Below are 12,270 nucleotides of genomic sequence, written 5' to 3'. Positions count from 1 at the left end.
ACGTCGTTTGTAAATTATCGTATAAGCGGAGTTTACGTTTTTGGCGGGGCGCAGGTATGAATAAAGAGTCCATATTTCGTCAGTTGGAGCTACGGCTGGCCGGATGTTCACTAACAGCCGACGCGTTAAGCGGGTTTAGCGCAATGGCGATTGCCGACAGTCTCAGGCAAAAACGCAGCATTATTAGTCACCATCTTAATAACTTGCATCGTGAGCAGCGGGTGGTGAAAGTGAATAGCCGCCCGGTGCTGTTCCTGCCCGTCGAGGCGCTACGTCGTCACCACCGGCTGGCGGTTCGGCAGGGGGATTACGCGTCCATTCAGGCGCTGTGCGCGGAGCGGCAGGACAGTCTGGAGCTGCTCATTGGCGCGCAGGGCAGCTTGCAGGAGTCCCTGCGTCAGTGTAAGGCGGCGATCAGTTATCCCGGCGCGGGCTTGCCTTTGCTGCTGCGCGGCCCGACGGGGATAGGAAAAAGTTTTTTGGCGCGTCAGCTTTGGCAGTACGCCATCGAGCAGGGCATTTTGCCCCCGGAGGCGCCCTTTACCGTGTTTAACTGCGCCGAATACGCTAATAACCCGGAATTGCTGACGTCAAAATTATTTGGTCATGCCAAAGGTGCGTTTACCGGCGCAGACAGAGCGGTATCCGGGTTAATTGAGACCAGTAATGGCGGCGTATTGTTTATCGATGAAGTGCACCGTTTACCGCCGGAAGGGCAGGAAAAACTGTTCCATTTTATGGATAACGGCACCTGGCGTCGCTTAGGCGAAAGCAGCGATGAACGCAGCGCCACGGTACGTCTGATATTCGCCTCTACCGAAGATCTGGAAAAGCACTTTCTGGCGACATTTATTCGCCGGATACCGGTCATTGTCAAAATTCTGCCTATCGCCGAACGCGGACAGTATGAGCGGCTGGCGTTTATTCACCATTTTTTCCGTCGCGAGGCGCAGCGTCTTCATCACGATTTGTCGCTGGATAGTGAAATTATCAGCCAACTGATGCAGGAGACCCTGGAAGGGAATGTCGGCGGCCTGGAAAATCTCATTCGTAATATTTGCGCCAGCGCCTGGACTTTCGGCCAGCGTGACGATGGGGTACTGGAAGTAAAAGCCGGGCAACTGTCGGATCGTCTGCTGATGGAGGTGCCCTTTACCGTTCCGCAGACGGCGGAACGCATCATGATTTATCGCGAAGGTGGCGTTTTTCCGCGAGTTTCCGGTCAGCATCAGGAATATTTACGGTTGACGGAAAACATTTGCGGCCTGTGCGAAGAGCTGGCGCAGGAGAATATTTCCGAACGGACGTTTGACAAGCTGGTCTATCAAAACCTTACGTTATATCTCGATGCCTTAATGAATAAAGAGAGCCCTCGCGCTCGTCAGGACAAGCGGCTGCGTTTTATCGAAGATGTCGGGAAAGCGATCGCTGCACATTACGATCTCGAACTGAATGCGGAATTCGCTTATCTCACCGGACGTTACCTTACCAGCCTGCCGTTAACGCCGGTGGAGGCGTCGCCATCGGTTCGCCATGTGATGCTGCGCTGGCTGGAGGAGGCGCCGGGGCTGGCGCAGCGTGTGGCGCAAAAACTGCTGGACGTGGTAAATAATAAATATGATTTGTTAATCGACACGCTCGACAGACTGGTCGTGGCGGCCATCGTCAGTAATGCCATTGACGCCACCAGCGGCGGTAAGGTAAAAGCGCTGATCATCGCGCATGGTTATTCGACCGCCAGCAGCATTGCAGGCGTGGCGAACCGTCTGATTGGCGAAAAGATTTATCATGCGATGGATATGCCGATGGAGGTCGCGTTTAGCGATGTCAGCCGGGCCATTGTCGATTATCTCCAGCATACGGATACCCGCGCAGGCGTCATGGTGCTGATCGATATGGGATACACCAAAGAGATCGCCGATGCGCTTTTGAGCGTAATTCATGGCCCGCTGGTGGTGGTCGATAACGTTACGACGCGTCTGGCGCTGAACGTGGCCAGCGAGATCGCGCTGCAAAAAAACATCGAACAGATCGCCGAAGAGATCGTCCCGTTAAATCAGTCGCGCTGGGATGTCTTCTGGCCCGCGCAGAAAAAAGCGCGCGCGCTGCTGGTGACCTGTATTACCGGCATTGGGACGGCGTTTAAATTTAAAAATTTGATGGAAAAAAGTCAGTTGACCGACTTTGATATTAATATTATCGCCTGTGAATATACCCGTCTGAAAAACAGCCGGATGGCGGCCTCGTTGCTGAATCAGTATGAAGTGATTGCGGTTGTCGGCACCATTGACCCGCAGCTGGCGGGCGTTCCCTGGGTGGGGATTGAAGAGCTGCTTGGCGAGCAGGGGTATGCGCATTTAAGTCAGTTATTAAGCGGTTATCTTAACGATAAACAAATTGCGTTAATTAATAAAAATATGGTTCGCGAATTTTCGTTGCATAATGTGGTTAACTCGCTGACCATTCTCAATGCCAATAAGACGATAGGGCATATCGAAACGATTATTGCCGAATGGCAAAATACGCTGGGCTTCAGCTTTAATAATAATTTGATTATTAGTTTATATGTTCATTTGAGCTGTATGATTGAGCGGCTGGTCATGCGCAATGAAATTACCCACTATAAAAACATGACGGAATTTAATGAGCGGCATGGTGAATTTATCGCGATGGTAAATCATTCGTTTCAGCGGTTGAAAATTCTTTATAACGTGGCGCTGCCGGTAGCGGAAATTGGCTATATTCACGATATTTTCGAATTACGGATAGAGGATTTTCGCTGGTAGCCGCGGTAGTTCAGGAAAAAAGGGGCGCTAGCGCCCCGCAGAAGAAAGGCCTGATGGCGCTACGCTTATCAGGCCTACAGATCGCTTTGTAGGCTGGATAAAGCGAAGCCGCCATCCGGCATAACTATTAATATTCAACTTTCCACATATACCGGCGGGTGGTCAGTGGGTGATTACGGGCTGTCGCCAGAGCGAGGTTATAAACGTCCAGCACACAGTTGTGCAACAGACCGCAGAAGTATTCGCCAACGTCGGTGGACAGATCCTGAATGCCGAGTTTATCCGCATCGATCAACTGCAGTTTTCCCTGATAGCGTTCAATAAAGCGAATCGCACGATCGTCCAGCGGGCGAGTGCGACCACTGCTTTGCAGCAATATAAACGGCGTGCCCGGCTCGGTGATTTCGAACGGTCCGTGGAAATACTCTCCGCTATGTATGCTGGCGGAGTTGATCCACTGCATTTCCAGCAGAATACAGATAGACTCTTGATGCGCGGCGCCGAAAGAGGGGCCGCTGCCCATCATATAGACCACCTTCTCATCCTTCCATTCGGCGGCGAAACGCTGAGCATCTTCTTGTACCTGCCGTTGGGCGCCGTGAACAACGTCGCTAAAGCGCCCAAACGCGCTGACTAACTCATCGTATTGCGCATAGCCCTCTGTTTGGGCGAGAATTTCCAGCGCCAGCCACAGGCTGTATGCGGCTTTTTGTTGTGCAGGGTCGACCGTTTCCGGATAACGCGCCCACTGATATTCAATGATGTAGTCGCTGTATTCGCACAACGGCGTGTCAGGTTGGTAAACCAGACCGATGGTCGCCGCTCCTTTTTCACGCGCCACGCGGGCGGCTGCGACGGTTTCCGCCGTATTGCCCTGCTGCGAGGCAAGAATAACGACGCTATTTTTTCCTAATGCTTTTGGTGTGGCGTGGACAAATTCATTACTGGTGATATAACCGACAGCCAGTTTTGACGCTTCACAGTCCAGAAAGTATTTCCCTGGCCAGAAGCCGGTTAATGAACCGCCGCAGCCGACAAACCAGACACGTTCAATGTTTTGTTTACCTAAAATATCGCTAATAATACGGCGGGCATTTTCATGAGCAATAGACATATTTATCTCCTTAGCGTGTAGCGCGTCCTCCGCAACAGCGCGGATAATAACGAGCATTAATAAAAATTAAATTTCTTGCTTACTTTTCATTTTTTGATGGAATTGCGGATCTTTGGGTATCGCCGGATTAATGCCTTTTTGCGGGGGTAATATCGCGCATAGCATTTGTAGCGGAATGATATATTCAAAGACGGCAAAGTCCTCATCATTGACAAACGGGAAATTCAGATTCAGACCATTATTTTCTACCTGCGGGCCGATGCGGTAAATAGACGGCGTCCACTCACCGAGTATTTGCGCCAGCCGATCCTGACGCGCGTCAGGCTGCGGGTCGAGCATAATGAGTGCGGATTGCGCATTAAAGGCATTGTAAATACCGTGAATAAACTCCTCGAATTCGTAGCCCGACACCGGGCAGCGCAACGTCTCCAGCATCTTGAGCGCACCCTCCTGCACCGTACCGAACAGCGTTGCCGGGCCGGTCAGACGAATATCTGCGCTATCGCGCAGCGCCAGCGCATTGGTTTGCGCCCACGCCTGCGAGGCGGTAATCAGCGCGGGCAGGTGGTTAAAGGTCTTTTCCATCCGTAGCAGCAGTGACCGGCGCTGTTCGCCGTCCAGCCGCTGTTGCTGCCCGGCGACGGCGAGCGCCAGCAGCATCAAATTGAGAACCGTGCAGTGATAGCCTTTTGTTTTCGCGCCAGCGGTTTCTTCGCCGCAGGGAACGGTAAGGATATAATCCGCCGCCCGGTCGATAGTCGCAGGCGCCACGCCAGCCATTGAGGCGGTGATATGACCAACATTGCGGGCGCGCTCCATCGCCGCCAGCGTTGAGAGGCTGCCGCCGCCCTGGGAGATGCCGACAACCAGCGCCTTGCCGCTGCGGGCAAGCGTCTCATCATCAAGCATAAACGGCCAGCAGACATCCACCGGCAATGCACACCAGCGCTGCATAAACGCGCGAGCGGTCAGCGCGCCGTGGTATGACGTGCCGGAGCCTGTCAGAATAATGCGGGTGACGCCTCGTTCCGTTAGCGCCTGCGCCGCGCGCCAGAGATCTTCCCGCGTCTGCGTCAGCATCTCCAGCAGGCGAAGGGGCGTCTCGTTCATATAGTCTTCTACTTGCATAGTGTTACCTCTCGTCAAAGCAGGCCCAGCGCGCTGGCAAGAAGCCCAAACGCGACGGTGCCTAACAGGATCCAGTTAATGTTCACGCCCTTACGGATAAGTTTGTACATGCCAAGCGTGAAGAGCAGCGGCAGCAGGGAAGGGAGGATTTTGTCAATAAAATCCTGCACTTTCATGGTAGTCTGCCCGGCGGTAAAGCTCAGCGGGGTTGTAATGTCGATCATGCTGGCGGTCATGGCGCCGACGACCATCAACCCGACGATTGACGCGATATAAGTCACCCTGTCCATCAGCCCGCTTTGCCAGAGGCGCATCAGCCAGGTGGTCCCCGCCCGGTAGCCCAGTTTGAGGGCGTACCAGCGGCAGAGGATGTGCGGAATGTTATAGACCAGTAGGGCGAGAATCGGCCCCAGAATGCTGCCCTGCTGGGCAAAGTAGATCCCCATCCCGGCGGCAATAACTTTCAGCGATCCCCAAAAGATGGAATCGCCGATCCCGGCCAGCGGCCCCATCAGGCTGGTTTTAACGGCATTGATCGACTCTTCGTTAAAGTCCGGGTTGCGTTGATTTTCCTCCTCCATCGCAATCGACAGGCCAAAGACAAACGTTGACAGATGCGGCGTGGTATTAAACAGCACCAGATGGCGCTGTAAGGCGCGCCCCAGTTCGGCGGGGTCCTGGTAGATACGCTTTAGCGCTGGCGACATAGCGAAGGCATAGCCCATATGCTGCTGGCGTTCATAGTTCCACGATCCTTGCAACGTAAAGGAGCGCCAGAAAACGCTGCGTAAATCGCGGGCGGTGATGCGGCTTTCGCTTTGCGAGTGAGCCTGTGCGTCGTCGATCAGGGTCTGCGTCACTTCACTCATGATTAGCCCTCCTGTTGGGATGTGTTAAGAAACTGGCTGATAATGAAAGCCAACACCACGGCAAACAGCGCGATGGCGATGATGTCCAGTTTGGTATATGCGGCGATCAGAAAGCCCAGCCCAAGGTAAGGCATTAATTTGCTGCTAAGCATCATGCTGATCAGCAACGCGAAACCCAGCGCCGGCAAAATCTTACTGGCGACAACCAGGCCATTGGTAATAAAGGCGGGAATGGCGTCGAGGAACCAGGTGACGGCGGCAGAACCGAGCAAAATGGCGAAAAAGACCGGCAGAAAACCGCTTAGAAAATAGAGCAGCGTTGGGCCTCCCAGGTGCATAACGGCAACCATCCGGGTATTACCCTGCGCCGCATAACGATCGGCCATGTGGCCAAAGCGGGCGTTAACCACGCGCACCAGGACGCCGAGGGTCTGCGCCAGCATAGAGATAGGAATCGCGATGGTCAGCGCCGCTTCGGGCCCGCGCCCGGACATAATAGAAAACGCGGTCGCCAGTACCGAACCGGTGACGACATCAGGCGGTACCGCGGCGCCGATAGCGACATTACCTAAAAAGATCAGTTCCAGCGTCGCGCCGATCAGAATGCCTTCGTGTAAATTGCCGCAGACCAGACCGGTGAGGGCGCACATCACCAGCGGACGGTCAATCATCGACACGCCGAGTAAACGCCCGTCAAGAATGCCCAGTGCGGCAATCAGGCCGAGCAGCGTTGCGGTGAGCAACATAGTGACCTCCGGGTTCAGAGTTTATCGTTAAGCAATTCGGCGGAATGGGCCGGAACCTGGCGCATTTCCAGACGGATGCCTTTGGCTTTTAGCGCCTGGCTATCGGCAATCTCCTGCTCGGTCAGGTATATGGCTTTGCCGAACTGCTGAGCGCCCTCTTTTTGCGCGATACCGCCGTAGTTGATAACGCTAATCCCTGGCACTTTCTCGGTGAAGGCGAGGGTTTCGGCGGTATTTCCCAACACCACCATCACTTTTTTGTGATCCAGCTTGCCGCTAGCGAGTTTTTCCGCCGCTTGTTCCACCGTGATAATGTCCAGCGACACGCCAGCGGGTTTTGCCAGACTTAATGACATAGAGACAAACGCGTCGCCGGCGGCGTTGGCGTTAGCGACGATGATATGGTCGATATCCAGCGCCCGGGTCCAGGCGAAGACCACCTGGCCGTGCAGCAGGCGGTAATCAATGCGCACTAATTTGATCATGGGATTCTCCCTGTAGGTCAGCGGATGGTTGTGTTATTAGCGTGTTGATAAAGACAATGGATTCACGCGCCGCATTGGTGGCGTAGGTAATGGCCGCGTCTGTGCTTTCTTCTTCACAGAGTAAAAACTCCAGCAGCAGGGTCATGTTGACGCCAGCCACCACAAAAACGTGACGGTGACGCATCAGCACTTTCGCGGCGCTATTGTTGATGCTGCCGCCGAGCAGATCGGTAAACACCACCACTTCTTCGCCGTTGGCTTGCGCGATCAGATTTTCGAGGGTTTGTTCAAGCTGCTCCGTGGTGACAATATCGCCATCGTAGGCGCAAACCGGTGTCACGCCGTGTTCGTCGCCAATCAGCAGCGATAGACTGTTAATAAGTCCGCGGGCAAAAGGGCCATGGCTGGCTACATAAACATGTCTCACCCGTTTTCTCCTTCATCCAGATAGGGGGTATCCAGATATGGCAAACGGCGTGCCAGTTTTAAATATTATTTATTTTCAATAGGTTGAAAGAGAAAGTTAACACTAGCGATGTAAAACCTGGCACTTCGCGCTATTGATCATTGGGGAACCTGGCAGAAAGATGAAAAAAGCCGGACGGGCGTCCGGCTTAGGCAGGGGATTAAACTTCCGTCAGTGTGGTTTCAAGCGGCAGACGTGATTTCGGCAGCCCGGCGTTGAAATCCTCGACGCTATGATGGCCGACCGGCACCACGACCAGACTGGTATAGCCTTTTTCTTTCAGACCAAATTCAGCGTCGAGCACCTCGGCGTCGAAACCTTCAATGGGGACGGCGTCGAGACCCATCGCGGCGACGCCCAGCAGAAAGTTGCCGACGTTCAGATAAACCTGCTTCGCCATCCACTGGTGGTCATCTTTCAGCGAGACGCGGTGCATATCGGCGAAAAAGCGGCGACCTTTATCATTTGCCGCTTTAGCTTCCGGCGTAGCGAAACGGCCATCAGCATCTTCCTGATCGACGACGCGCTCAAGCCATGCGTCATCCATTGCGGTTTTGGCGCAGAAGACCACCACATGGGAGGCGTCCAGCATTTTGCGTTCGTTGAACGTGTAGTTTCCGGCAGCGGATTTTGCTACGCGCGCTTTGCCTTCTTCCGTACTGGCGACAATAAAGTGCCACGGCTGGGAATTGGTGCTGGAGGGGCTGTACTGTAGTAGTGTTTTTATTTTATCCGCTTCTTCGGCGGTCAGTTTTTTGCTGGGATCGAACGCCTTAGTGGAGTAGCGCTGTAAGGCGACAGAAACGATATCCATAAATGCTCCTGGTTGGTTTAGTACCCTTTTGTATCAGCAGGGTACCGGGTTATCGGTAAAAAGATAAGGGAGGAAAATGCGGAAACGGTTATTGCATCAGCGCGGTCTCAGGCGCAGTTGCTCTCTTTTAGGCAGCCCGTCTACGACCAGATTCCATGAGTCATTTATCAAATCGTTGAGTAGCGAGACGGTGATATCCTCGCCCGCATAGACTGAAATCCAGTGTTTCTTATTCATGTGATAGCCAGGCGCAATGCTGGGGTAAATTTGTTGATTTACCAGGGATTTTTGGGGATCCGACTTCAGGTTCACTACTGGGCGACAGTGATGTTCAGTGAACAGCATGAATATTTTGCCGCCGACTTTAAACACATCGTACTGTGGGCCGAAAGGCCAGCAGTGTTCGGTAAAAGGCAGTTCCAGCGCAAAGCGTTTTGCCCAGGCGTGCAGTGTTTGACCGTCCATTATTGCTCCTCGCGAGTCAGCGCGCGCCACATGGCTTCGAATCCCAGCGCAATATATTCGCCAGCGCGAGCGGGATCGCGCGCGGCGAAATCCATTGTTGTTTCAGCCAGCGCCAGAAAAAGGCCGTCGCCGAAGGCGCGGTACTCATCCGACATAAATACCATCAAAACGGAACGATGACATAAATCGCGCAATTCGGGGAACATATCGTCGGCCCGTTGTTCCGTCTCTTTGGTGAGCTTTTCGCTGACGGCCAGTTGACGGATCGCCCGATGGCGCGCGGGATGGTTCAGACCCCAACTGATGTAACTGTTCCAGATAAAACGGGTCATCATTTTGGCATCGGTAATGGATCGATCCAGTTCCATTATCATTGACTGGCAGAGATCCTGCTTTAAATGCAAATACAACGTGTTAATCAGCTCATCTTTGGTCGCGAAATAGCGAAACAATGTTCCTTCTGCAACACCTGCGTTACGCGCAATCACCGCCGTTGAGGCGGCGATACCGGATTGCGCTATCGCCTGGGTTGCCGCTTCCAGTAATGCTTGTTTTTTGTCTTCACTCTTCGGACGAGCCACTACACGTTACCCTTATGTCTGGAAAAACATGATTGAATCATGCCCGTTGTCGCGTCGCAACGGTGAATGTCAACCTTTGAAAAGTACCTTGACGGCGTATCTTTGCTTTCTATAATGAGTGCTTACTCACTCATAATCAAGGGCTGCCGCATGAAGTGGTAGAAAAGCATATTGCAGGCCATGCGATAAGCCGTCTCACAATTTGTGTGGTTATTACTATGCTTATTGCTGTTGCCGTAAATGTGCGGTGCGGGAGCCGCTGACGAGTTTGATAGAGGGGAGAGCACGATGACCATTTCCGCTCAGGTTATCGACACGATTGTCGAGTGGATTGATGATAATTTGAATCAGCCGTTACGTATTGATGATATTGCCCGTCATGCGGGGTATTCCAAGTGGCACCTGCAGCGCCTTTTTATGCAGTACAAAGGGGAGAGTCTGGGGCGCTACGTGCGTGAACGGAAGCTAAAACTGGCGGCGCGCGACCTGCGCGACACCGACCAGAAGGTGTATGATATTTGTCTCAAGTATGGTTTTGATTCGCAGCAAACCTTTACGCGCATTTTTACCCGCACGTTCAACCTGCCGCCAGGCGCTTATCGTAAAGAAAAGCATGGCCGTACGCATTGAAATGTTTAATCGGCCAGCGAAAACCAGCGCTGCCAGATAAAGCGAATGACATAATATTCCAGCGCGCCGAGCAACAGAAACCATAAACAAAACAACAAAGTATAAAGCTGGTTGAGATCCATAAGATGAAAGATCCCGACCAGTTTTTGCGCCAGCGCAAGGCCGAGCGAAGGGGCGGGCAGCAGCAGGCTGGAGAGCAACGCCATCAGCAAAATACCGGCAGCGGTCATCAATGATTCAAGCGGGTGTTTCATGGCTTTGTTAAACGTAAGTTAAAACGCCATTGTCCGGGATATCGCCTGGTAAGGCAAATATGCTGTCTATTGTCCCGCCCAGATTTCACAATGTTTTTGTACCAGGCCTATCAGCGATCCGCCGTCGGCAATAAATTCCCGCATATATTGCGCTTCGTTACCGCCTTTTTTCACCTGCAGACGTAGCGCGTCAATGGCGCTGTCGGCGCCCAGCTTGCGCGCTGAGGGGGTAACGTTGTCCAGCAGACGCAGCGTATCATCTGCCAGGCGACGGCGGTCGCCGGTATAGACATCGGTTAGCACGCCCTCCAGACCATAGCGGCAAGCCTGAAAACGGTTGAATTTATATAACAGATAGTCTTGTTCCTGCGGTTTAAAGGGACGCTCGGTCAGCAGCCAGTGCGCGGTCGCCTGAATCAACCCTGCCATATTGATGGCATGATCAAGGGTGAGCGGCGTATCCATCACCCGAACTTCTACCGTGCCAAAGGCCGGGCTGGGGCGGATATCCCAGTGCAAATCTTTGATGCTGTCGATCATCGTGGTGTAAGACAGACGGCGAAATAGTCCGGCAAACTCTTGCCAGTTACTGACCCACGGCATGGGACCGTTATCGGGAAAAGCGGAAAAAATATTCAGGCGCGCGCAGGCAAAACGGGTGTCAGATCCTTGCATATAGGGAGACGCGGCGGAGAGCGCAATAAAGTGCGGCACAAAATGCGACAGCCCGTGTAAAAGATAAATCGCATCGTCGCCATTCGCGCAGCCGACGTGGACATGCTGGCCGAAAACCGTCGCCTGTTGAATTAAGTAGCCGAAATTTTCCAGCGTGCGTTGATAGCGCTCATTATCACAGACCTCCTGACGCTGCCATTTTTGAAAAGGGTGCGTACCGCCGCCGCAAATGCAGAGATGGTGTTCCGACGCCGCCTGTAAAATAACGTGCTGCATGGCAGAAAGTTGGGCCGCCGCCTGGTCAATATCGCGGCAGACGCCCGTGGCCATCTCCAGCATACTTTCGGTGATATCGTGCTTAATTTCTCCCGCAGTAAGTTGGGGCTTAACGGCGTCGATCAGCGTAGAAGAGTCCTGGCTTAAATCGTAGCCAGGTGGATTGATCACCTGCATCTCCAGCTCAATACCAAGCGTATAAGGTTCAGAAACGTGAAAATCATTCAGCGCCATAGCGATCTCATTTATCGGGGGATTGCGCTAAGTATAGAAGCGGGAGCGCTCCTGTCGTGGGGAAAGCGCATTATTGCAGAAACAAGAGTAATAACGCTATTGCCACGTTGAAACCATTCTGTACGGACGGTACGTTCAGCCATCGTGGCGGCAAAGGCTGGCAGCAGATGTAACGAGATGTGCGTGGCGGTAAGCGAGGTAACTTTTGCGCTATTGAATCCCGGGAGCGTGACGCGGTCTGAAAAGGCTTTATAAACGCTCTCTTTGGCGGAGAAAGCCAGCGTCAGGGCAAGCGGAAAAGGGAGCGAGCTCGCCTGGAGAATTTGGCGCTCATCGCTATCAATAATGGACGGCGCCAGCTCTGTCGCCGTGTGCTGACTCATGATTTTTTCTATATCAATGCCGATACGCTGTCGGGATATGACGGCCAGCGCTGTTGACGCACAGTGGCTGATGCTGCCAAATAGGCCGTCCGGCCATAGCGGCTGTCGCTTGTCGCCAATACCGGGCACCGCCCTGACGCCCACCTCGCGTAGCGCATGAACGGCGGCGATGCGGCCTGCCAGATGTTCAGCTTTACGCTTGCGTCCGGCAGACCGGAGCCGATCGTGATGAGGAAGCCATAGCAGGTCGTGTTCGTGAAAGCTGCTCGCATCAAAGTCGACGATATGCAGCCTGTGTCCGGCAAAGGGAAGGGGAAAATGAGATGTCAGCATCGTTTTTTGCTAATTCCCTCCCCGAATGAGG

The 12,270-nt window shown here is 53.3% G+C and carries 14 protein-coding genes; 2 read left to right on the top strand and 12 right to left on the bottom strand.

Going from position 1 to position 12,270, the window contains the following annotated elements; translation table 11 throughout:
- The first annotated feature begins 56 nt into the window (after window positions 1-56).
- Window positions 57-2,786 carry a sigma-54-dependent transcriptional regulator gene (locus QEN32_RS15690; protein ID WP_265321894.1) on the top strand — a complete coding sequence of 910 codons (2,730 nt, stop codon included), beginning with the start codon at window positions 57-59 and terminating at the stop codon, window positions 2,784-2,786.
- Between the two features lie 127 nt (window positions 2,787-2,913).
- Here QEN32_RS15690 and QEN32_RS15685 read toward each other — a convergent pair whose 3' ends face one another.
- The 9 genes from QEN32_RS15685 to QEN32_RS15645 form a co-directional block, all read right to left on the bottom strand.
- The gene (locus QEN32_RS15685) at window positions 2,914-3,900 is read right to left on the bottom strand and encodes an SIS domain-containing protein (RefSeq protein ID WP_045343036.1); all 987 of its coding nucleotides are present in this window, start codon (window positions 3,898-3,900) and stop codon (window positions 2,914-2,916) included.
- A 66-nt stretch (window positions 3,901-3,966) separates the two neighbouring features.
- Window positions 3,967-5,010, bottom strand: a complete 1,044-nt coding sequence (locus QEN32_RS15680) for an SIS domain-containing protein (protein ID WP_023139453.1) — start codon at window positions 5,008-5,010, stop codon at window positions 3,967-3,969.
- Window positions 5,011-5,042: 32 nt separating this feature from the next.
- A complete protein-coding gene (locus QEN32_RS15675) occupies window positions 5,043-5,897 on the bottom strand; it encodes a PTS system mannose/fructose/sorbose family transporter subunit IID (protein WP_000005802.1) in 855 nt (284 codons plus the stop codon).
- A 2-nt stretch (window positions 5,898-5,899) separates the two neighbouring features.
- Complete coding sequence (locus QEN32_RS15670; protein ID WP_000927523.1) at window positions 5,900-6,643, bottom strand: PTS mannose/fructose/sorbose/N-acetylgalactosamine transporter subunit IIC; 744 nt, start codon at window positions 6,641-6,643, stop codon at window positions 5,900-5,902.
- A gap of 14 nt (window positions 6,644-6,657) precedes the next feature.
- The gene (locus tag QEN32_RS15665; RefSeq protein WP_061424278.1) at window positions 6,658-7,128 is read right to left on the bottom strand and encodes a PTS system mannose/fructose/N-acetylgalactosamine-transporter subunit IIB; all 471 of its coding nucleotides are present in this window, start codon (window positions 7,126-7,128) and stop codon (window positions 6,658-6,660) included.
- Window positions 7,106-7,555, bottom strand: coding sequence for a PTS sugar transporter subunit IIA (locus QEN32_RS15660; protein ID WP_001216659.1), 450 nt, complete (start codon window positions 7,553-7,555; stop codon window positions 7,106-7,108). The genes QEN32_RS15665 and QEN32_RS15660 overlap by 23 nt, the downstream gene beginning before the upstream one ends.
- Before the next feature lie 199 nt (window positions 7,556-7,754).
- On the bottom strand, window positions 7,755-8,408 hold the full coding sequence (gene nfsB, locus QEN32_RS15655; protein WP_000355879.1) for an oxygen-insensitive NAD(P)H nitroreductase: 654 nt from the start codon (window positions 8,406-8,408) through the stop codon (window positions 7,755-7,757).
- A gap of 96 nt (window positions 8,409-8,504) precedes the next feature.
- Window positions 8,505-8,873 (bottom strand): MmcQ/YjbR family DNA-binding protein, encoded by a 369-nt coding sequence (locus tag QEN32_RS15650; protein WP_000348999.1) that lies wholly within the window; start codon window positions 8,871-8,873, stop codon window positions 8,505-8,507.
- Window positions 8,873-9,454, bottom strand: coding sequence for a TetR/AcrR family transcriptional regulator (locus tag QEN32_RS15645; protein WP_000113609.1), 582 nt, complete (start codon window positions 9,452-9,454; stop codon window positions 8,873-8,875). Before QEN32_RS15645 ends, QEN32_RS15650 begins: the two co-directional genes overlap by 1 nt.
- A 288-nt stretch (window positions 9,455-9,742) precedes the next feature.
- Between QEN32_RS15645 and QEN32_RS15640 the strand changes: the two genes are divergently transcribed.
- A complete protein-coding gene (locus QEN32_RS15640) occupies window positions 9,743-10,084 on the top strand; it encodes a RamA family antibiotic efflux transcriptional regulator (protein WP_000155633.1) in 342 nt (113 codons plus the stop codon).
- A gap of 5 nt (window positions 10,085-10,089) precedes the next feature.
- On the opposite strand, the gene QEN32_RS15635 is transcribed toward QEN32_RS15640, so the two are convergent.
- The 3 genes from QEN32_RS15635 to entD all read right to left on the bottom strand — a co-directional run bounded on the left by QEN32_RS15635 (window position 10,090) and on the right by entD (window position 12,239).
- Window positions 10,090-10,338, bottom strand: a complete 249-nt coding sequence (locus QEN32_RS15635) for a DUF1158 family protein (protein WP_001727167.1) — start codon at window positions 10,336-10,338, stop codon at window positions 10,090-10,092.
- Window positions 10,339-10,404: 66 nt separating this feature from the next.
- Window positions 10,405-11,523, bottom strand: a complete 1,119-nt coding sequence (locus QEN32_RS15630) for a YbdK family carboxylate-amine ligase (RefSeq protein WP_076937436.1) — start codon at window positions 11,521-11,523, stop codon at window positions 10,405-10,407.
- An 11-nt stretch (window positions 11,524-11,534) separates the two neighbouring features.
- The gene (entD, locus tag QEN32_RS15625; RefSeq protein ID WP_265321895.1) at window positions 11,535-12,239 is read right to left on the bottom strand and encodes an enterobactin synthase subunit EntD; all 705 of its coding nucleotides are present in this window, start codon (window positions 12,237-12,239) and stop codon (window positions 11,535-11,537) included.
- Window positions 12,240-12,270 lie beyond the last annotated feature (31 nt).

The organism is Salmonella sp. SA14318 (assembly GCF_029866905.1).
In the GTDB taxonomy this organism is placed as follows: domain Bacteria; phylum Pseudomonadota; class Gammaproteobacteria; order Enterobacterales; family Enterobacteriaceae; genus Salmonella; species Salmonella enterica.
The sequence above is the reverse complement of the archived record's forward strand: the minus strand, read 5'-3'. Positions and strand labels throughout refer to the sequence as shown.

Excerpts from the sequence above, each read along its gene's own strand:
- QEN32_RS15690 (WP_265321894.1), top strand. The coding sequence starts at position 57 with ATGAATAAAGAGTCCATATTTCGTCAGTTGGAGCTACGGCTGGCCGGA.
- QEN32_RS15685 (WP_045343036.1), bottom strand. The coding sequence starts at position 3,900 with ATGTCTATTGCTCATGAAAATGCCCGCCGTATTATTAGCGATATTTTA.
- QEN32_RS15680 (WP_023139453.1), bottom strand. The coding sequence starts at position 5,010 with ATGAACGAGACGCCCCTTCGCCTGCTGGAGATGCTGACGCAGACGCGG.
- QEN32_RS15675 (WP_000005802.1), bottom strand. The coding sequence starts at position 5,897 with ATGAGTGAAGTGACGCAGACCCTGATCGACGACGCACAGGCTCACTCG.
- QEN32_RS15670 (WP_000927523.1), bottom strand. The coding sequence starts at position 6,643 with ATGTTGCTCACCGCAACGCTGCTCGGCCTGATTGCCGCACTGGGCATT.
- QEN32_RS15665 (WP_061424278.1), bottom strand. The coding sequence starts at position 7,128 with ATGATCAAATTAGTGCGCATTGATTACCGCCTGCTGCACGGCCAGGTG.
- nfsB (WP_000355879.1), bottom strand. The coding sequence starts at position 8,408 with ATGGATATCGTTTCTGTCGCCTTACAGCGCTACTCCACTAAGGCGTTC.
- QEN32_RS15650 (WP_000348999.1), bottom strand. The coding sequence starts at position 8,873 with ATGGACGGTCAAACACTGCACGCCTGGGCAAAACGCTTTGCGCTGGAA.
- QEN32_RS15640 (WP_000155633.1), top strand. The coding sequence starts at position 9,743 with ATGACCATTTCCGCTCAGGTTATCGACACGATTGTCGAGTGGATTGAT.
- QEN32_RS15635 (WP_001727167.1), bottom strand. The coding sequence starts at position 10,338 with ATGAAACACCCGCTTGAATCATTGATGACCGCTGCCGGTATTTTGCTG.
- QEN32_RS15630 (WP_076937436.1), bottom strand. The coding sequence starts at position 11,523 with ATGGCGCTGAATGATTTTCACGTTTCTGAACCTTATACGCTTGGTATT.
- entD (WP_265321895.1), bottom strand. The coding sequence starts at position 12,239 with ATGCTGACATCTCATTTTCCCCTTCCCTTTGCCGGACACAGGCTGCAT.